Origin of the sequence: Pseudomonas sp. Irchel s3f7, assembly GCF_900187615.1 — a bacterium.
Lineage (GTDB): Bacteria > Pseudomonadota > Gammaproteobacteria > Pseudomonadales > Pseudomonadaceae > Aquipseudomonas.
The window spans coordinates 59353-80302 of sequence record NZ_FYDO01000011.1 but is presented as its reverse complement, the minus strand read 5'-3'; the positions used below and the strand labels follow the sequence as shown (position 1 = coordinate 80302).

Here is a 20950-nt window from a genome sequence, read left to right as displayed (position 1 = left end):
CTGCATCAGCTGGATCCGGTCGTGGGTATTACCGGTAACAGCCAAGGTCATAAACGTCCGATCCAGCAATTCAATACTCCCGGATTGCCTTACGTCATGATTGGCACCGATACCATTCGGGAAGTCGATAATCTGCACCTCTTCTGTGATCGGGCCATGTACTATGGCGTGGCGTGGCGTGGACGTCTGGCGATCTTGAACAGCGCATTGGCCGGGTCAACCGCTATTTCAGCAGATAGAACGCCGTCTGATACAGACGGGCAACGGCGCGCAAGCGCCACCGTGGCTGGAAGTCCACTATCCACATTTAAGCAACATGTTGGAGCGCCAGCAGATCGAAATATTCATGGCGCGTAAACGCGAGGCTGATGCCGTTGTTGATCCACTGTTTGCCGTTGACCTGAGGAAGACGGCGAGTGGTGAGATTCAGCAGGGAATCCCAGCGGACTGGGAAGCGGCGGAGCTCATCCCGGACGTTGCCGGTTATTTTGGAACCCGCAAGCATCTTCCCGCGTAGGGGGGAGTGCCTGCGGGGTAACCCAGGCACCACTCTTTTTCATGTGCATGACTCAAATGAACATACGTTAGATCCCACTCCGTGTATGGCGTAAAGTCTTGCCGGGGCGGGTGGGTTCGGAGGCGCTTGATGTCGGATCCCTGTTGCTCATTCCTCAAGGTTATCGGAGATGCTGGTGATGTGGATCGCGTTTGCGCCATCGTCGCCAGTGAGATAGAGCCGCAGGGCGAAAAGCAGGTCAGGGGTGTGGTCACCGTCGGGCTTCTCGATGTTGATCTGCACCCGGGAAAAGAGACCGACCCTTGACTGCGCGACTAACTCCGTCACCCGTTCGACCTTATTAGCCAGTTCCTTGGTAATCCTCTGATGCGGCTGAAGGAGCATCTTGATTTCAGCGTCTGAGGAATCACGAACGCGAAGCAAACCCAGTAGAAGCTCGAGTAATTCTGCTGTAGCGCGAGTCCAGTTGACGGTAACCCGTTTGTCATTTTCGCCTTGCCTTGGTGGGCACGATCTGATTTGACTCAGCTTCGCGCTCAGCAAATCAAGCATTGACCTGAGCTGTGCCAAATCAAACTTCTCAATGAAGTGCTGGTCTCGCCAAACCGCATAAGCAAAAGCCCGGAGAGCGCTTTCCGTGGCGTGCTCCATAAGCTTCGACAATAATTGTTTCTGCCACGGCTCGGATACACTGCCCAGCGAAAAACCAAGTGCTCGTGGGTTGAAAACATTCTCCCTGGCGACCTGTTCGTTTAGCCACTGAACACACTCGTCGGGTGCGTCCTTGCCCATGCAACACATTAAAAAAAATATTTCGTTTTTTATAGGCTCTGGAAGAGCGCTTTCATTCAGTAACGCAACGAGATACCGAATATCGTCTCGGGTTGACTCGGAAAACTCTTTCGGACATTCCGGGTCGTCGATCGAACGTCCGTCGCACCAGATTTGTATGACGGGATAATAGAGTCCGCTGCGTATTTTTTTGACCATGCTTCTGGTTGATGCTTCGTCTAAATCCTTCAGACGCTCTGTTTCTGTATGATTTTGCGCGGCCACTTTACGACCGTAGTGTTTTCCCTCTTTTTCTTGAAGTTCAAATGAAATGCTATCTCCCTGGGTAAAGTCAGCATGATTCAGTCCGTGAATTAAATTATTCTGATGAATAAAGACCTGACCCTCGGTGGTGTCCCTATCGGCAAAGGTGAAATGCCCTCCTTTTTTATCAAGACACCAGTCCATTTTTATTACGCCGATCGTCCTGGCTTTGGGGCGGGTGTAAAAATCCTGGTCTAGTCGGCCGATTGCGTTTGTTACCCATTTAGGCAAATCAGATGTCTCATTGCTGTTGGGTTTTGGCACGCGGCGCAAGTCCGCCCATGTTACGGGAGCAGGGTACTCCGGAGCAGGAGCGTTATCAGTGATGCTGACCTCTTGCGTACGCTGCCATGTGGCACGGACCGGTTGGAAAGTGTCGTCGTGGGGTATGAAGAGTAGTTTGTAGGGGTCGTCCACACCGTATTCAAAAGTTAGGTGAAGTTTGCAAACGGTGTTTTCTCTCAATGGAAATGCAGTGGAGTCGAGGCGGGCCGAGTAACCGAGATCTTCGGAACTCTCACCCAGGAAAAGCGGGAATTGATAGAACGGTTTTCCGGCCGGAAGCGTGAAATCTTCGCCAACGTGGATGATGACCGGCCGGCCACGAATTGGTTTGACGGTTGTACCCCGCGACACGAGATGGAATCGCTGGTGGCGTCCATCTTTCAGTACTTTGATCGACAGCTCGGGAACCTGGTCGCGCCAGAGGGCAATTGCTCCGGCGCGTTGTTGCAGATTGTGGAGGCGAATGCCTCCGGTCACCGGGCTTTCCGTCAAGTTGATCGCGAATGCAAATGGCCCTATGCGTGAATCACGTTTCAGGGTCGATGCATCAATGACAGGTGGTCTCACTGCTCGAGTCGCATCGCACCACTTCCCTTGCGCGTCAACGGAAGCAATATCGGAATTTTTTTGTTCAGGTATCTCCGATTCCGCGCTTGCGATGACTATCGGGGGGTGCCGTTCCCAATAAAAGCCACCGGTTTCGGGCAGGCTTCTTTTAATGTCGGGGTCGAACTTGGCAAGAAGTTTGGTGACACACGTTTTGCCGCCTACGGTATCAATGACCACGATGGGGAAACCATCTTTTACTTTTGAGTAATCAACTCGTTCAAAGGCGGCAGCAACGCTGCGGGGGAGAGGTTCAGCGTCCGGGAAGCGTGCGTTGAGATTGCGGCGCACGACATCGAGTTCGAAGTCGTTGAGTACGTCGGGAACCAACCAGACAAGCGTATTGCTCCTGAACACGGCGTGTAGCCTGGAGGCAAATGCGCGTGCGGCACGGTCCAGATGCTCGGAGGTGGTTTTGGAGAAAAAAAGGTCTGGAACGGAAAGCGTTGACACATGGGGATGATGGTAGGCGGCATCGGCGTTGAAGAGTTCGATAGCCACTGCATCGTCATCGTTTTTCCACTGTTGCCAAAGGAAAGTATCGGGCAGGGATTTGGCGGTTGTAGCAGCGGCATAGCGTGGACGCAACAGGGTGAGATCCACGCAAACCGGAGTGGAGATTCCTTGAACGCCGACGTTCCGATGGATTTTTTCTGGCGTTTGCTGAACCGCAACATTTGGCAGCCACGGACGAATTTCGAATGTTTCGAAATCGAAAAAAATGGGCATGTCCGCGAAGCGGTGCGCTCCTTCGGTCCACATTTTCGCGTATGTGGTCCAGGTGCGCAGCGTCTGGTTGCGCTCCTTCAGTTTTGACAGGTCACCAGCGGTGTCGTCATCCAGAGTCGATAGCCAGCGCCACGCATCCCATACGCGTCGGTAATCACGGTGCGATAGGAGGGTGTTGTTAGGCGGCAGGTTGTCCCATCGCGCAATATTCCGCGCTTCGTCGCAGCGCAGCCACATGTGGATTGTTGGGAGCAAGTCGTCCTCGTGACCGAGGCAATCTCTGCGTAACTCGAGCAGTTGCGCAAGGCGAACAACAAACGCTTTTAGAAGGCGGTTCTCCGGCAGGTCGACGGATTGGAACCTACGGACGGCCTGCAGATAAGGGTTCCCTGAGAGCTTTTCCCGGAGAGTGCGTCCCGGGCGATTGCTAAGCTTGATGAAACTGGTTGCGTCGAGTTCTCGCACTGCGTGAACAGGCAGCATCGCCTGTTCACGACGTGGTGTTTCGTTAAGTGCACGGAAAAGCCGCTCTACTGAAGCGCGACTATGTTCAGTGATGCGCCAGAGGCGATCGCGTACCAGTGCGCCTGTTTCTGGTGACGCGTACCTGGCAATCTTCGAAAGCACTGAGGATAGCGATTGAGGCAACGCCTGTCCGCTTTTGGGATCAAAGTCGACGGCATAGCAAAACCAGTCTGATTGCTCGAACAATATCCGCGCTACGTCACTATATTCTCCAACGCCTCGGTAGTTGGCATAGAGATCTGGCAGCTTGATTTTCACCCATTGGGAAGGGTCAGATATCATGGTCGACAATTTTTCCAGCCCTCGCATTTTCGTCCAGTTGCTTGCGTAGTTCATTCCGTTTATTAGCGGGCTTCATGTTCCATGCTTTTTGGCGTTTATTCTGGTCCTGCTCGTTTATTTGAAATAACGGATGGGGTTCTTCGTCATTGTCAGAGGTCGTGTTTGCGAGCGCCTCGGTACTGAGAACTGTTATTTTTGTGTCGGCACTGTTCAAATAGTTTGCGGACTGCCAGATGAACTGGCCGTAGCCCAGTTCGCAGGCAAGGTCGAAATCTTCGGAAAGATTGAAGCTCTGGCCGCCAATGCCGGCAACGATCTGGCCCCTGATTTTGTCGAGGCATTCAGTCTGGCTTTTTCCTCGCGTATCGATGCCGCGAAGCTTGGGCATGACCTTTTGCACCAGTTGATCTTCAAAAGCGATATGCATCGCTTTCGCCAGCAGGTGCTTGTCTTTTGCCCTCTGAGCAGCCCGAACATCCGGGTAGTTTGCCATGTAATATTCAATGGACTGCCAGACTCGGTGGCCAAGCGCGCGGCCGGAAACCGACAGCGCGTCATTCATTTTTTCAATGAACTCCTTGAATGGCTTGATCTCTTCTTCCGAGAAACTGCTGCCCTGAACCACCCAGCTCTGCCAAGATGTTTTATGTAACGCAGGGCCACGATTGGAGTCATCAAGTGGCATTAGTTTCAGGCGACGTTTAAGTTCGGTAGGACGCGGGAAATTAATAATGATGGAGCGATCGATGACCTTGTCGGAGAGTGACTTGGTTGTTTCATCCTGGTTCATCGTTCCTGCCCACAGGACATTACGGCCGAGTGGGAGCTTGTAGGGTTGCATTCCAGCACCGACTTTTACGGGCAGGAACGGTACATCCTCGCCTTTCCTGCCGCGCCGCAGCTCAAGCTTGCTCAGGAATTCGGCAAAATAAAGTTCAGGGTGGGCAAGGTTCATCTCGTCAAGAAGAACGAGGCAGACGGCATCTGACAACCCCGGATAATCATCACTCCAGCGTTTCTGGCTTTGCGCCAGAAAATGCAACACCGCCTGGGCGTCGAATTTGTTGTCAATCGAATTGAAGAAGCCAAGCATGGACTCCTGCGAGTCCCAGTTTGGCTGGACTGAAAGCGGCTCGTAGAAAATACCGCCGAAGTGTGAGTAGAGGCGAGGCAATTCGGATTTGCCGGTGCCGGAAACGCCCGAGAGCACGGTAAGGGGAGACCATTCGGCCGTTTTTAGCGCTGTATGGAATGCTTTCAGGATACGGGGATTGAAGTGCAAACCATATGTGTTGCAGGCACCGCCAATACCTGTGAGCCATGTCATTTCGTCAATTTCGGCTTTGACTGGCGGCTTGGCTTTTTCCGCGCTGAAGTGCGGGATCTCGATTTCCTTGTGCCGCGCCTGGACTTCAGCGGGACGTTCATAAGCAGCACGCAGGCGATTGAGTTCGGCTTGTGCCTCGTTGGCCGATCCCTCAAAGATAGAAGCCTGCTGCGTCAGAGACTTAATTGCCGCGCCAAGTTCGGAATTTTTGTGGCGTAGATCGCCAGCTTCCGCGGCAGCGGCTCTATTGTTTTCTAATTGCCGTGAAGCCTCGTCTGCACGGGCCTTCTGATGTTTAGTTTCCAGCTCAAGTGCCTGATGCCGCTCGCGCATCTCTTCGGTGGGCCGCGTCGCCAGTTCTTCACGCAAGCGCTTCAGCTCATCGGTTTGACTGTTCAGGTCGCGCAGGATCTCGACCGGTTCTTTGCCACCGAGTTGCCGCTTCAACTGCTCAAATGCGCCAAGCAGGCCGGTTTGTGCTGCAAGGCTTTGTCGCAGGCGGTTGTTTTCCTCCACATACGACTGTTTTTGCGCATCCAGTGATTTACGTGCTTCTTCCAGGCGCAAACCGAGTTCTTCATCAAGTTGCTCGATACGCCTCTGCGATTGCTGCTCCAGCCGCTGATCCTTGCGCTCCAGAGCCCGTTCGGAGTTTTCAAGCTCCAGTTTTCGCCCTTCGATTTCGCCTTGCAGGGCCGACAGCGCTCCTTTTTGCCTTGCAAGTTCGGAGTGTTTAGCGTCGAGCAATTGTCGTGCCTCGTCCTGGCGCTTGTCCCATGCTTCGCGCTCTCTGGATATATCGGCACGGATGCGATCGCGCTCAATGTTTTCAGCGCTGGAAATATCTGCCAGGCGTTTGGCTCTTAGCCTGGCGACTTCATCGTCAAGGGCGGCAAGCTTCTGCTCGCGGCTATCTGCAATCTCGCGCTCGGTATCGATGCGTTTATCGCGCAATTCGGCATTCAGGATGGCACGCTCGTCGGCGAAGCCCCCGTCGCGCTTTTGTTCGTCGCCGATAAGCGCTTGTTCACGCTGGGTGAGCTGGGTCTTTTTTTCTACAAGCGCGCGACTTTCCTCGACAATGCGCTGTTCGCGTTCAAACATGGATCGTTCAAGCCCGGCGAGAACCTGCTCCCGAAGTGCTATGTCGGTTTCGCGCACCGCATGGTTCGTAGCATCCTGCTTCATGGCATCTTCCAATTCGCCAACGTGTTCCATTCCCTATACCTCAATGAGTGTTTTGATAGTTTTGTAGGATTCTTTACGGAGCTTTGCGATTTCCGCCTTTGGCAGCGGCAGCGGCTCATTACCGTGCCCTCGCCGGGTAATGACATCCGTCACATCGTCCACAAACGACGGCTGCGAGCCCGCGATTGAGTCGAGGGTGTCGGCATCGGACATAAGCAGAAATGCCAGCACACAGGCCCCGAGCGATTGTCCGGTACCCTGCAGCGTTTGCCGGACAGCTGAAGCTTTGACGGTGCGCAGGCCCTCAGGCAGTTCATTGCAGAAACCGGCGCAGATGGCTCTGCTTCCAGCGGACTCGACAAGCTGCGCATCGTTGACATCCGGCGGTAATTTGCTGGCCAGTGACATCTCGAACACCGATTGCAGCGCTGCATACAGATCGCGAACGAAAGCGAGTGCGTCATCCCCGTCTTTGCAGAACAGAAAGAAGCGTTCTGCATGAATGAGGCGCTCTTTCAAGTTCGTACCGAGGCGGTTGAATGTCTTGAAGCCAAATTCGCTCTGGATACTTGTGCGGCCATCCAGCAGGGAGTCGGCATGGGCATCGCTGTCAGGCGTCGAGACGGCTATGTCGGAAAACAAGATTTCCGGAAGCAGTGCGTGGACCAATTCGCGCATGAAAGGGGCATCCGACAACTCCACGTCCGGTGCGTCAACGCTGCCTTTTCCATGTCCCTTCTCATCGCGCGTTTTCTTGATACGAAATAAATGGCTGATGAGCGTCGGGTGCAAAACCGCGATGCGTTGCAAGGGATGGGATGCATCGGTTTGTGCTTGCAAAATTGCAATGGACAGAAGCGTCTCCAGCTCCGCTTTTCCGTTCTGGAAATCCAGCAGCTTTCCTTCTCGAATTGGCCGCAATCCAAAGTGCGGCAAGGTTAGCCCTACATCATTCGAGGCATTCGCAAGTAGCGCGGAATGTTCTGCTTGCGCGGTGAATCTCAGTCTTGTAATTGCATCCTCAAAGGGGCGTCTGCCGCAAGCGTAGAACAGTGCCCATTCAACTGAGGCGTAAACCTGAGCGATGGAGTGAAAGGCGGCATTCGACTGCAGGCGCAGACTGGAGATGAGTTTCGGGTAGTGCCCCCAATTGATGTCGGTGTCGAACGGCTCTTTGGGCTTTGCTTCCAGGTTTTTTGCGCGCGGATTGCTCAGTGAGACTTTCCACTGTTCCAGCCATTCGCACAGCTTTTCGTCCTGTTCAAGCAAGTGCTCGAATGCTCCTTCGAGGATCAACGAAAATCCAGTGCCAAACGGATCCGCGATGCGGAACTCACCATCGCTTTTCTGTATTGCAATAGGGCAGTCAAGGTAATGCATCTCAGGTTGCTCAACGATCATGACCTTTTGGACGCTGAGCGTTGGTTCGTCCCTCCCGAAGGCCGCCGACCTTCTCTGCATCATCCGCAATATACTGATGACATCTCGCTGAGTGGGTGGGTTGTTTTTGTGGGCATTGTTCCAACGAATCGTTCGAAATTGCCCCTCCTGACCCTGCTTTTTTTGCAATGGATTCGCGTCGTCCAGCCAATGCATGAACGGGAGGATTTTGCCGGTGACGAGTTCACGAAACAAAAGCGCGGTGACATACACAGGCGTTTTTTCAACATCACTGCCGCCGTTGTCGCGTTCTTGCTCAATGATGGCTTTGGACTCGTCAATGAGAGCCTTGTCCTGCAAACGCAAGAGAATACTTTCGACCAAGTCGATCGGAATGCAGGTTTCATCTGCCAGCGCCTGAGCTTCCATCGCGCCTGATGCATCGAGCAGTTTGAGGATGACATGCTCGAACGGGTTCAGGCTCTCGCCGTCCTCGGATGGTCTGGGCAGGGTTACGCGATAGGTGCTGACGGGCCAGGAAAGATTGCGTGGCCTGCCAATGGTTGCACCGAAGGGGTTTGGTTTACCGTAATCTAGGAGATTCAACATTTCAGCATGACTCCGTGTTCCTGGCAGAGTTTGTGGAAATCAACCAGACCCGGAACAAAATCCGCGGCAAGCTCTCCATTCAGCAAACCTGAATCGCCCACCACCACCAGCAGTTTTTTCTGGCGGCTCATCGAAACATTCAGGCGGTTATAGAGGCAGAGGTGACCAAACAGCGTTCGTGCCTGTTTCTCGCGGTCATCGTCTTCGGGCTTCCAGTGCTGTGGCAATGTCCTCACCGTTGACAGAAAGACGACATCGAATTCCATGCCCTGGAAGGAGTCCACCGTGCCGATACGAATTTTCTTGTCGTTGTCCGCGATCGCGCCGAGTTGCTTGCTGATGAGCTCAGACTGCGCCTTGTAAAACGAAATGACGCCGAACGTCAGATCCTTGCCGGCTTCGCAATCCATCCACTTCTTTAACTGGCGAACGATGACGGTCGCCTCCGCAGGGCGTATCCAACTGGTTCCGCTACGTTGATGCTTGCCTTTGTCGACAGGTACCTCCAGCCAGGCAGCGTGTTTGCCATCCGTGTCAGGGAGATTATGAACAAAATCGCTTGCGGGCCGACCAGAGCCAAATCTCTCCGATGGGGCGAAACGTTCATAGAAGTTACGGCTGATGAAGTCGCCCAGCAGTTCATGCATGCGGTATTGCTTGTCCAGCGTAACGCGGCGGGTAATGCCGTCGTTGTCCTCAAGCGTTTTCAAACGCTCTGAAAACAGATACTGGAACATCGACTTTTTGAGCCAGTCCGACTCTTGCAGCTCTGTTTCGCCTGCCTCCATCTGACGAGCAACTTCGTCGTCAATAATGTGAGGTAATTGACGGTGGTCGCCGACGAGGATAATGCGCTTGCCTTGGGCCATCGGTACCATGAGGTCGCGAGGCGAGACACGCGCGGCCTCATCGACAATCACATACTCGTATTCCATCCGTTGCTGGTTCTGATTGGCATCACCCCCTTTGATGCCTTTCTGGATCTGCATCCCTCGATTCACGCTTTGCTGACAGGTGGCAGCGAACGCGAAACTGTACTCAGACACCGCGTTCAACATAGCGAAAGGGTTGCTTTCAAGTTCGGCCAGAAACTCGGCAAGCGCGACAGACTTCTTGTCCCTGGCGGAGTGACCTGCAGCCTTGATGCGTTCGATAGCGCGCATTGCCAGCGTTACGACTTCATCGTTTTGCTTCTCTACACGAAAGACCGGAGGAGCGGTGAAACGGGCAAGAAGTGTCTTCTTCAGTACCGTCAACTCCTTCAGGAATGACGGGGGCCCATCTTCGTTGCGCCACAGGCTGGCGTTGTCCAGTAAATCGCGGTCCTTCTTTTCAAGTAGCTCATGCAGATCATTCAGTGCATCAGCCGCTCGCTCAGCCCCGTCATCTGCGAAGCTTTGCGCATGACAACGCAGACGACGCACGGCGCCGAGCAACTGGTTGGTGTCGTCATTGAGCTTTTCTTCAAGGCACATCTTGTTTTTGAGATTTACGGCACGTCGCGCGTACTCTTCACCGATAATCGCTACGCCAAGTGATGCGATTTCCCCGGCGAGACGCGCGCCCAGCGCGCGCGTCGGGGTCTGAATGTATTGCAGGCACAGATGCTTGATTTCCATTTCCTGCTCAATGTCGGCAATCCGCGGATTTCGCTCGCGCAATTCAGTCGCGAGTGTTGCGCACCATTCGTCCAGCCGCTTCTCAAAGAGGCTGGAGCCGTCTACCTGCGTGTTGGAGCGCTTGCCAAACTTCGGAACGGGAATACTGTTGAGCGACAATCGCTCAATCATGTTTTCGACCGCATCATGCTGGAAACCTGTCAGCAGAACCTGGCCTTTGACGTTCGCGCCACGCTTATCTGCCATCTCGTTCAGCCGTTCGAGAATCGCCGCGATGACTGTGGTCTTGCCCGTGCCGGGTGGGCCCTGGATAAGTGCAATATCCGGTGTTTCCAATGCGTACTTGATCGCGTCCAGCTGTTTCTCCGTCGGCTGATTTTTGAACACTTTATTACGAACAAATGCTGTCAGTGGCGCGATTTCCGGTGGCTTGCGTGTTGGTGCGATTGTCGCTTTTTCTTCAATCAGCAGCCCAAGCTGGGGGTTGGCTGCGCGGCCTTCCAGGATCGAGCGGCGAGCGGATAACCGGCGCTTGATCTGAGCAATTTCGCCTGCCAACGAAAGAATGAGCGTGCCTGATTCCCCCGGCAATGTTTCAGCCTTGAGCGTGAGCGTCCTTGATTCCTTGTCAAAATCAGATACCTCGAAATTCGTCTTCACCTTCGCCTTCGCGTCTTGTCGCTCATTGCGTTGGGCAGGTTTTTCGTTCTCCATGGCTCGTTCGATTCCGCTCGCGAAATCCTTGAAACGCAGGGATTCGTCTCTCAGGTAATCGGGTAGTTCGTCAATCATCTTGACTTCGGGCACCACCCCCCCTGCCAATGCACTCAAGGCAGCATCGCTGGCTTGGGAAATACGAACAGAAACTGTTCCATCTCTTTTTGGAGCCATATTGGAAAACTGCAAGGCACCGACGACCCGGGCTCTTTTGAGCAGTAACTCGCCTTCCAGATCACCAAACTCGTCCCATTTTTTCAGATAACTGACATCGTCCTGGGTCAGCGCGGTCAGTTGTGCTTGTGCGAGGATTCGAATCTGGCCGGCCTGCGTCCAGTCAGTAAAGCGCAGTGTGCCCTTCACCAAGCGCAATGCACGATCGGTTCGACGTCTGATTTCGGTCAGGCGTGAGGTCATGAAGATGGATTTGCCCTCTGGCAACGAGGTCTCAGTGGCGACAAAGCGAATGCCCGCGCCGGTGATGCAGAAGGAGTTGTTGCGGGTCGGCCGTATGTTTGCGGTGTGCGTTACATTGTTAGGAACCGCATTCGACTCGGCATCAATTGCCGTTTCCTGGGTTTCGGTTCCGTCGTCATGGTCTTCAGCCTGCTTTCGGGCTTTTTCTGGCGTCAATGCTTCATCAATTGCCGGGCCGGCAGTCAGAAAGAAGAATTCGCTCTCGTCTTGTCGGAAACAGCAATGTTCAACAAGCCGCTCGTAAAGACGCGTTCCCTTTAGTTCACCCCTGCGAGGCTCAATCTTCGAAATCTTGATTTCCACATGTTCGTCCACGCCGATTTCGACTTCACCCATCTCAAGGCACTCGCCCGTGAAGAAGGCGATTTGCAGTTCCATGCTGCCGTCAGCTGCGAAATTGACCAGTTGAGCAAGCATGGCGCGACCGCTGGCGAGTTCTGCGTTGAGGCGACGGGTGTCAATGGCATGCACGGTTCGAACGCAGATAAGCGCCTGTTTGAGGCGAAGTTCAAATTCCTCGGGTCGCAACGGACTGCTCTCAATCGAAAAGACAGGTTGCTCTGGCAAGGTATCCGTTGTGTTGTCAGTCCGCTTGATGCGGATGGTGAAGATATCGGCCGGGATTTCTTGAAACTTCATTTCGTTCCTCCTACAAACTCGAAAGCCAGCGTGTCGGGGAACGTCTTCGTGCCTCGTGCGGGGAATGCGGTTTTCGCTTTAAAGTCCAGAACTGCTTCGTATTCTTGCGCGTCGTCATGCTCGAATGAAAACGGGTGAAAAAGCCGGTTTGGGAGCGCGAACTCTGTGGCACTGCCGGGAATCACCATATTCCCGCGCGGAGTTATGGCGCGGATGAAGGAAGCGCGTGCGACATGGCAGTAAGGGCATTGAGTATGGTCATCGACAAAGTAGCTCATGCTGCACGCATGGCATTGCAGCGATAGGTCGAATGCCTTCTTCAATTCCAGTGCCCAGAACGCCATCGCCGGACGGCGGTGCGGCTGCTCTTTTCCGCCGCAGAAAGTTTCCTGGAAAAGCCGGCGCAGACCCGGCGTCGTTACCAACACGCGGGGCAGGCCACCAACGCCCTGGTTTGAATCGTCATCGTCGTCATCAATAAAAGGCAAATAACCGGCGTAGGCCTTCTCGTCCAAATCGGCGGGGGAGGCGTCTGCAACCGGCTCGGTGTCCCAGCCACCTTCGTCTTCGTCTGGCTCCAGCACTTTCTTGCCGATAAATGGGTGGCACAGAGCTAATGTCTTGAATGCCATCACTGTAAAGGCCCAGCAATCCGAGCGCGGGCGCGAGGAGTCAGTTTCACGCACCACTTCTGGCGCGCCGTAGCCTGGCGTATAGACAGAAGTGCCGCCGTCGGGCATTTCAAAGCGCATATTGTCGGCGTCAATGAGCCAGACATCGCTTAAGCCGTCTGCGATAAACGCATTGTTCGTCGAAATGTCGCCATACACTAACCCTGCGCTGTGGAGGCGGGCGAGGATGGATGCGCATTTGGAGAGAGCGAACAAGCGGCGGCGGGTTGAGCCCGTTTTGGCATAATGCAAGAGCCGCAACGCCATCTCTTTGTCCGTAATTTTTGCAAGCCACTCGGGGAGTACAGGATTGCAATCTTCCTGCGGCTTCTTCGTCCTGCCATCGTGTTCGAAAACGCCAAACGGTTGCATCCCGTTCAAAAGGCGCATCACATAACCCGGCTCGTCGCGCAGAATGGCTAGCGGCAGGGAAACAGGAATGCGCGAAGGCATGGGCAGCAGGCGGATGTTCTTGAAGCGTTCAAGCAGGTTGGCATCTTTGTCCAGGCCGCCCGATTTATCGATTGGCTGCTTGATCGCCAAATCAGCATCCCTGGTGCGAAACACTACGCCCTGTCCTCCTCTGGCGAGCTCTTCGGCCAGGTAGTGCTGATTGCCGTATTCATCGCAAAGCGGCTTTGAATGCTTCAGTTCTTCGGATTTATCCATTCGTGATCTCCTCGCGGCAAAGGCAGGCGATAGTCTTGTCGTCGCTGTGCTTTGGCGTCGGCCAGTTTTCGAGCATCTCGTGGATACGTCGGTTGGCGCTTATGGCGGCAAGGGGCCGGTGTGCTTCGATAACGCCCCTCACGAACCCGTCGACATCCTCCAGATCGTCCGCCACGCCATCGGTGCAGAGCAGGATGGCCGCGCAGTCTTCCTCTGGCAGCGATGCATGCCGCCAGTCTTTCGCGCAAACATTCGGCGAGAGTGCAGCAGTGATGTTTGAAAAACCCTGTGATTTATCCTCGGACAGAGACACGACAGAGCCATTGGATCTGACTGCGGCAACCAGGCCATCGCCGAGCATTCCCAGGTGGATTACGCCATTTCCAAGCCGGAACGCGAACAGGCAAGTGGCTGCGCAATCGCGTGGTGCAAGTGGCCTGACAAGGGTTAACCAATTGGATGTGATGCGCTGGAACAGGAGGTCGTGGTCCATTTCAGATTTGTCACGACAGGCGCGAGCCGCATACTTCACTGCCAGACAGGCGGCATCGCTTCCGAAGTTGGAAAACGGCTTTGAGCCGAGACCGTCGGAAACAACAATGCCGTCCCCCCATGCGTGGTGGAACGATCCCCATGCGTCCTGGTTGGTGGTACCTGTAACTACATGCCCTGGGCCTTGGACACTTGAGCCAAAACTCTTCCAAAGCGTCATGCTGAATTGGCTTCCAGCCAACCGTCCAGTACGGCGAATAAATCTTCAGCTGCAAAAACATCCGGCCCTTTGAGTTGTGGATTGGCATCGGCGCCCGTTTTGACAATGCGCAGTGCATCCGGCGGCAGGAACTCCTTCCATTGCTTGAATAACCTCGCATCGGCCCGCGACCAAAACCCATCAGAAAACAGCAAAACCTTGCCGTCGGGCTGTTCCCCAAGCAACTGAATCAAGGCCTTCCAATTTGAAGTTCCTTGGCAATCGAGCAGTTGTGCCGGGTACTCTTGCTTTTCGCTCCAATCAGGGACGAGGCATGCTTCGGATGCCCACGCGCACAACCTGATTTGTGCGTTTCCATATCCCAAGCGCACCCATTGGGCGATAGCCATGACGGTTGTTCTCATGATGAACGGCTTGCCCCCGTCCCTCATGCTGCCGGAGGTATCACAAACCAGGTAGAGCCTCATAGGGACTCCCCGATTGATTTGGTGCGTGCTTCGATGCCATTCATCAACGCACGCAACTGTTCGGAAAATGCTCCTGCGCAACAGAGCGTCAATCGTGCGTCCTTGATTTTTTTTCGAACCGACTCCGAATTTGGTGAGAAGCAGCAAGCGACAATGCCACGGCCCTCGACGCCACCGTAGAAACGAACCAGGTTCTGCAACTTCATGACTTGCTCCTGCGTTACATTTCCTGCCTTGCATTCCACGATGTAGAGAGAGTGGCCATCCGTGAACGTGACATCGAGTTCGTTATGCTGGGCATCCCCAGTGGATGATCCTGCCTGGCTTTCACCATCAAGTTGCAGCGTGAGATTGATACGCAAATCTTTGATGATTCCCCTGTCTTCGTATGGTTTGCATTGCAAATATACGTATTCCTCAAACCATCCGCCGGAAAGGTATTTTGCGAAATCAACCCAATTCTTGAAACGCAGATCCAGTCCGTAGCCAACGACCGATGCGACATTGTCTTGTCCAAACTCGAAAAGGAAGCCGTTGCATTCAACGGAGAACGGCGTGAGTTCTGCTCCTCTTTTGCGCAGCTTTTCGTGGTTGTTATTGAGTTCGCATAGTTTTTTGTAGCAACTTGCGATCTTGCTTCGATACTTCCAGAGCGTTTCGGTCAGACGGCGGCGATTTGACGATATCCCTTCCATCGCGCCAGTCGTCGATAACTTCAGCCCATCCCCATTGAGGAGCAAAAATGCTTCGACCGAATCAATGGGTCTAATGGCTTCGCGGCGAAGACTGTCCACAAACGTCACGCGCTGATTGCGACTGTCAAAGTAAAAGGGAACAGCGCCCAGCGCCCGGGCTGCCGAGAGCGCACCGGCAAACATCAATTTTGTTCCGCCAGTCAGGTTGACGCCAATTCGCGCGTTTGCCGGCAGGCTCCTGGCATGACCGATGATTTTTTCATGAGCGTCGTGGGCATCCCAGGGATCAACGGCGAGTTCCTCCAGGTTTCCATCGTGAATGAATGCCTGCATGCAGGCTGCGGGGAAATCATTCGAGTTCACGAAAATATGCCGGGTTGATGAAAACTGCCTGATGCCTAGCAACGCCGGCATGCGCTGCTCGCCAAACAGATGGTATGTCACATCAAATCCGTCTACCGCGTTGCGTGTCGCTCTCTGGCTTGCACCATGCCGTTCAAGCCATTCCACGGGTAAGGTGATGGCTTCGGGTGGTTTTCCAACAACAGGTGATACGAGGAGTCTCTTTTTGAGATTCGGATGTCCTAGTGCCGCCAAGGCCCAGACAAAGGCCATCACAGGGGTACCAGGGCTCAAATAGAGCGTGACAAGCTTCTCGCCGGCCGCTTTTGCAACAGAATCCAGAGCCCGCATAGCGCAAGCGTAGATCCCCTCACTGTCGTTGAGTTCGCGTAGTTTTTCGCTCTTGAAGCTGATTTTCGGACTACTGCCGGCAGTATGAAACTTGCCGTTTAACCAGCGGACGAAATGTTCGTGCGCTGCTGCAGTATTGGCGAATCTGGAAACGAAATCGCTGGTCGACTTCCAGTCTTTTTGCTGATTCGAGTCATGGATTGATGCTAACGCTACGTTGAAGGCGCCCTGGGTCTCCAGACTCTGTCTGTCTGTCTCGTCCGACCGTGTGTAGCAGAGAACAACGACATCAGAATAGTCCTGCGCAGCGAGTGCCGCGGCGATTGGGCCGTCTGTGCTTTCAAAGCCTAACGATGCGCGAAAATCCGTGATGCCATACCAAGTGAGCAGAAACTTTTTCATTGAGAGTTCTTTTGAATGTAGGGCCGGAACCATGCGATTTCGTTTGTCATTCTGTTGACGAAAACGGCGCGATTTGGCTTTTCGATGCCTTTGAACTTGCCAATACCACCACTCACGAGTGATCCCCCATCGTCCTCGTTCATGCAATACGCCACGCGTAACTCGAAAGATGCGAAGAGATCCTTGCAAGCACCAGCGCAGCGTTGCCAACGGTCAACGAATGCAAATACGAATATCCCCTTGCGTGGTCCTTCTTCAGCCAGGCGCTTCAGCAGGTCAGCGGGTGAAGGGGGGTCACCAGGTTTGGGGGCTCTGAATGCGGATGACGGATGAAGTGCTTTCTCGGCGTCGAGACCATCGATGATCAACGCGACGCGGCGCGTCCCGATACCGTCGGCTATCGCCTGCAGTGGTAGCGCGGCAATGTCGTCAAACATCTTTAGACGTGCGCCGAGCGCCTGCGCTGCGGCGGAAAATCCACCGCCTGGTGCAACACCACGCCCATTGAAATAGACAATCTCATCGAAGCTGTCTTGGAACGTAATGCTGCAAAGCGTAGCGGCCAACAACCCGTCGTGAATTTGGTCGTTGTAGCCGCTGAACAGGACATTGAACGCTGAGCGTCGGGTGAGCGGGATCGTCAGCCTTTGGGCATCGAATGTCAGCCGCTCACCTAAAAGCAGGGTGTCGTCTTGTCCGCAAATCGTTTGATATTCACTGGATGAAGGCAACTGCGGCAGATTGGCTCCGCTGAAAATTCGCGTCTTGCCGGCCATGCCATGCTGTGTCGCATATCCCGCCAATGTTGCAATGTGTTCGCGGCAGAGTGTGTTTTCTGCCAGTGGAATCAGCAGCTTTACATTGCCGGATTTCGCACCGTTGGCATTATTGATGATGCCCTCGGGAGGGCTCTTGAGTTCAGCCGCCGCCCAGTTGTTTGCACCGAGGATCATCGCGGAATCTTCCTGACCGCACGCCAGCGCGATACGGCATCCCAGTTGGGTAATTATGCTTGCGATTGACAGTGCATTAATGCCTTTCAGGGTTTGCGTCGCAAGCAGGATGTGGATACCGAATGAGCGGCCCTGTTTTAACAACTGTGAGAGCAGTTGTTCTGCCGCCTCTGCGACCTGGCGCTGCCCTGCAAAGAGAACCTGGAACTCATCTACGACCAAAAGAATCCGTGGTAGTCGCTCGCTGCTCGCCGCGCGGTATTCAGCAAAATCACGAACTTCCGCTTTCTTGAAAATACGCGCTCGTTCTTCCAGCTCATCCACGAGATGCCTCAGCACCGTTACGCCGTATTCGGGATCGCTTTCCGTGGCGACCAAACGGGCGTGAGGAAGTGGTGGGTCTGCATAGATATTGAATTCCGTAGATTCTTTGTAATCCAGCAAGTAGAGATCAACTTCTGCCGGCGAGTATTTCTCGCACAGCGTTTGAATCAGCACATGGAGCAGGTTGGACTTGCCAGAGCCCGTTTTACCTGCAAGCAGTGCGTGATGCTCGGAGGTCGTTGCACCCAGGATCAGTGGCACCTGCTCACCGACGGACGTCCATCCGATTGGAATACTGAAGCCGCTGCGGGTGGTCGCGCCTTTCCCGAAATTCGTCCAGAGGTCAGGCATTGATTTGCGCAAGCGTGCCGTCGCGGCGTAATGCTCGGCAACCGTGGAGATGAATCCGGCCAAAAAGTCTTGCGCGAGCCATTGTTCTGGCTGGTAGGTCAACGACAGCCCGTTGCATCCGTAGTCAGCACCACGCAACAGTGCGTCAGTGCCCATGGTCGATGTTTCCAGCGTGGTGCGAAATTTTTCATATCGCCGGTCTTCCATGCGATGCCCGTCAATCGCGAGGATGGGCAGTACACCGCAGCGTGGACCGTTCACGCAGAGCCGCTCAAGGAACCAGAGGCTCTTGTCCGAAAGTTGTTCTGGAGCGTCAAAAAGCAATACGACCTTGTAACGCAGGGGATTGTCGACGTTGTGCGCGTTGTACTCTAACCAGTTGGGTGACTGGTCGGTGAACCGATGTTGAATCAGCTCCTCGACCTCGTCTTGCAGTTTGCCAAGGGCTGCTTCGATTTCGTCTGCGCGAGTCAGCACGCGTTGTTGCGGCACCAATTGCGGCACTTTCAGAAGCGGCAGAAACGGTCCGATCGATTGTCCCAATTGCAGAGGGTCAATGAGCGTTAACTCCAACCGGCCCGGCGGCAGGGCTGACAGTAACCGTAACAGGAGTTGATGTATCAAGTGCTTGTGTGCTGCGTTGTCCTCCGATAGGACAAGGGCGCGTGCGAGGGGGAATGTAGGGGTGTGCGGGACAACGCAGGAGAGTTCCTCAAAGGCAACTCGATGCGAACCAAACGATAGATGTGTCGGAATATCCGATGCCATCAAAGGGCAATTTGGCCCGAAATCCACAAACGCGGGCTGTTGTCGGCGAAGCTGAAAACCCCAACGTCCGGTTTCAGCGGCGATTTTTTCCCATTCTCGAGCGAAGGTCGATTGCCAATTCAATGTCCTCTTTTCCCGGTTGCCGCTCGCTTGCTTGCTTTCGTACGCGAGGTGCTGCATTGCCTCTTCGTTCAATTTGCTTCGATGGTTCGCTGCATCGCCAGACAAGTCCAGAATCGATTGTTCTATCCGGTGGGAGAGGGCATCGAACTCGCGGTCAATGCGCGCCAGACCCTCTTGATAATCAGCGACAGCTTTATTTATCGCGGTCATCGTAGTTTTGGACAATCGCTGAGTTCCATTCATTTTTCATTCCCAGGATTTGTGCTCTGGATGAGTCGCGCGCTCTCCAGGGTCTTATCAAGATTGAGTGCCTGGCGCTGGAATTCCTCATTGAAAATGCGCAGCGAATCGATTTCCTTGAGAATCGGCTCGAGCACCTCGGTGGAAATGGAAAGACCAAATGAATCGTGTGCTGCTTCGCGAAAGTTTTCGGCGCACAAAATCGCCATTCCAAAAACATCGTCAAACATCGATCTCTTCCTCCGCCGTATCACCATCAATAGGAAGCTCGAGTACAGAGTCGTCAGCGGTGATGGAAGGAAAAATCGAGGCGCAAACTTCGCCTGGCAATAGATAGTTGGATTTAAACTCAGGATTCATGCTCCTGACTCGAGTCAGAAACGCTCGCCAATCTTCCTCGGACAAATCGATCGACTGACAGTGCGCCGTCAATTCCAATAATTGCGCCGTGGCCGCATCCACGCCGTCCATATCCCCGGCGTTGACCGCTTGTTGAAGTCTTTCAATCTCCGTCCGGACTTGGGCGAGAGTGTCTGGACTGATAATTGCGTATCGCACTTTCATGGCTGCTCCTCCTCGTTTGGGCGGATGAAATCAAGGCAGGACTTATCTATTTCGTTCTTACTGGGCAACATTCCCACCATCGGCGAACCTGCTTCGCGCAAGGTATCGCGCAATTCTTTCTGCTTCTCTGGTGAAAGGTCCTGGATATCTCGCGAGCAAAGCGTGCATTGCGCATCCGCCTGCTTGTGTCCTTGGGACTGGAAAACCATGTGATCCATCTGCGAATAGAGGTACTGCGCCTTCCCGCATTTCACCTCGAACGCCATCGAGCCTCCCACAGGAGCTCCCATGCCCTCGCCACGTCCCAAAATGATCGGGACTCGTAAGTCGGTTATCAGTAGATCTGTTTTTGTGTAGCGTCCATCGTCGCCAACGAACGTGCGACCTTGTGTCTCGATTCGTCCGCCCAGAGGTGCAAGTGCGTGCCGCGCTATTTGCTCCCCAAATTCACCACTCAGATGTATACGAGCCTTGCGTGCGACGATGTTGCGCTCGGCGTCGCCCTTCGCGTCTGCCCATTGGCCGCGATAGCGGTCAACCAGTTTCCGATACCCAGGGTTGCGGTCGTATAGATAGTCCTGAAGCATCCGTTGATGTTCTGACGACAGGTTCATCCGGTCTCGCAATATGTCCGGTGTGATGGGGCCGCCCTGTTGAGTGGGGTCCCATTTCAGCCAGGCATGAAACTGTCCAGCGGACGGATTCGTCGCCAGGTATGCATTCAGTGCCTGTTGTGCGGCAGTCAACCGAGCAGTGCCAACTTCAACAGCCCGGCCGACAGATGCCAGCCGTGCATTGCATTCCTGTTGAGCCTGTACCAGCGTTTGTTCCGCCATCGCTTGCGCCTGTCTCGCGAGTTCCAGGCGCTGTTCCATCGCTTGACGATTTTCCGTGGCTAGCTCGAAATCTGCTTTTGCTTGTTCCAGCATGCCTTGAGCCTGCTCGACATCGGCTTCGAAGTCAGCAACGCAAGCGTACTCATCGGAGCAGTCGGGATGAGTTTCATCATCATCACTCGGTTGAGAAAGGCAGGCCGACAGCGAATATTGGGCGGAATCGAGCGCACTTTGACTGCTGGCCAACGCCTCCTGAGCGTCATCAACTTCTTGCTGCACTGCCTGCTCTTGCCGGGTGGCACTGTCCAACAAGCTCTCGCTGTTCTGTGTTTCGTCGCGAGCTTCTTCGGATTTCTGTTCCGCAAAAGCGATCTGTTCGCGGCATGAGGATTCCAGTACCTCGAGTACGGACTGCAATCCGCGCACGAGGTCTTCCAGATTCTCCACTTGTCCAATTGAAACCTGTGCCATTGCGACTCCCGCGCCC

Annotated in this window: 14 protein-coding genes; 2 read left to right on the top strand and 12 right to left on the bottom strand. The window is 54.2% G+C overall.

Features of this window, described 5'->3' with window-relative positions:
- Nucleotides 1-21 precede the first annotated feature (21 nt).
- Both CKW19_RS28410 and CKW19_RS28720 read left to right on the top strand, forming a co-directional pair.
- On the top strand, nt 22-357 hold the full coding sequence (locus CKW19_RS28410) for a hypothetical protein (RefSeq protein ID WP_143500324.1): 336 nt from the start codon (nt 22-24) through the stop codon (nt 355-357).
- On the top strand, nt 347-517 hold the full coding sequence (locus tag CKW19_RS28720; RefSeq protein WP_160012833.1) for a hypothetical protein: 171 nt from the start codon (nt 347-349) through the stop codon (nt 515-517). Before CKW19_RS28410 ends, CKW19_RS28720 begins: the two co-directional genes overlap by 11 nt.
- Before the next feature lie 147 nt (nt 518-664).
- Here CKW19_RS28720 and CKW19_RS11515 read toward each other — a convergent pair whose 3' ends face one another.
- From CKW19_RS11515 to CKW19_RS11460, 12 genes are read right to left on the bottom strand one after another with little or no spacing between them, the layout of a single operon-like run.
- Nucleotides 665-4093 carry a DNA-binding protein gene (locus tag CKW19_RS11515; protein ID WP_256580324.1) on the bottom strand — a complete coding sequence of 1143 codons (3429 nt, stop codon included), beginning with the start codon at nt 4091-4093 and terminating at the stop codon, nt 665-667.
- Nucleotides 4029-6584 (bottom strand): chromosome partitioning protein ParA, encoded by a 2556-nt coding sequence (locus tag CKW19_RS11510; RefSeq protein ID WP_241485576.1) that lies wholly within the window; start codon nt 6582-6584, stop codon nt 4029-4031. Before CKW19_RS11510 ends, CKW19_RS11515 begins: the two co-directional genes overlap by 65 nt.
- Nucleotides 6585-6587: 3 nt before the next feature.
- Nucleotides 6588-8543 carry a hypothetical protein gene (locus CKW19_RS11505; RefSeq protein WP_177408803.1) on the bottom strand — a complete coding sequence of 652 codons (1956 nt, stop codon included), beginning with the start codon at nt 8541-8543 and terminating at the stop codon, nt 6588-6590.
- Complete coding sequence (locus tag CKW19_RS11500; protein ID WP_095057983.1) at nt 8537-11995, bottom strand: DEAD/DEAH box helicase; 3459 nt, start codon at nt 11993-11995, stop codon at nt 8537-8539. The genes CKW19_RS11505 and CKW19_RS11500 overlap by 7 nt, the downstream gene beginning before the upstream one ends.
- Nucleotides 11992-13335 (bottom strand): serine/threonine protein kinase, encoded by a 1344-nt coding sequence (locus tag CKW19_RS11495; protein WP_048377042.1) that lies wholly within the window; start codon nt 13333-13335, stop codon nt 11992-11994. The genes CKW19_RS11500 and CKW19_RS11495 overlap by 4 nt, the downstream gene beginning before the upstream one ends.
- On the bottom strand, nt 13328-14047 hold the full coding sequence (locus CKW19_RS11490) for a PP2C family serine/threonine-protein phosphatase (protein WP_095057982.1): 720 nt from the start codon (nt 14045-14047) through the stop codon (nt 13328-13330). Before CKW19_RS11490 ends, CKW19_RS11495 begins: the two co-directional genes overlap by 8 nt.
- Entirely contained in the window at nt 14044-14514 is a 471-nt protein-coding gene (locus CKW19_RS11485; protein ID WP_048377044.1) for a VWA domain-containing protein, read from the bottom strand. Before CKW19_RS11485 ends, CKW19_RS11490 begins: the two co-directional genes overlap by 4 nt.
- Nucleotides 14511-16304, bottom strand: a complete 1794-nt coding sequence (locus tag CKW19_RS11480) for a Card1-like endonuclease domain-containing protein (protein WP_177408802.1) — start codon at nt 16302-16304, stop codon at nt 14511-14513. Before CKW19_RS11480 ends, CKW19_RS11485 begins: the two co-directional genes overlap by 4 nt.
- The gene (locus CKW19_RS11475; RefSeq protein WP_095057980.1) at nt 16301-19066 is read right to left on the bottom strand and encodes an FtsK/SpoIIIE domain-containing protein; all 2766 of its coding nucleotides are present in this window, start codon (nt 19064-19066) and stop codon (nt 16301-16303) included. Before CKW19_RS11475 ends, CKW19_RS11480 begins: the two co-directional genes overlap by 4 nt.
- Entirely contained in the window at nt 19063-19293 is a 231-nt protein-coding gene (locus CKW19_RS11470) for a hypothetical protein (protein WP_048377735.1), read from the bottom strand. The genes CKW19_RS11475 and CKW19_RS11470 overlap by 4 nt, the downstream gene beginning before the upstream one ends.
- Nucleotides 19286-19627, bottom strand: coding sequence for a hypothetical protein (locus CKW19_RS11465; RefSeq protein WP_095057979.1), 342 nt, complete (start codon nt 19625-19627; stop codon nt 19286-19288). Before CKW19_RS11465 ends, CKW19_RS11470 begins: the two co-directional genes overlap by 8 nt.
- Entirely contained in the window at nt 19624-20934 is a 1311-nt protein-coding gene (locus CKW19_RS11460) for a hypothetical protein (RefSeq protein ID WP_095057978.1), read from the bottom strand. Before CKW19_RS11460 ends, CKW19_RS11465 begins: the two co-directional genes overlap by 4 nt.
- Nucleotides 20935-20950 lie beyond the last annotated feature (16 nt).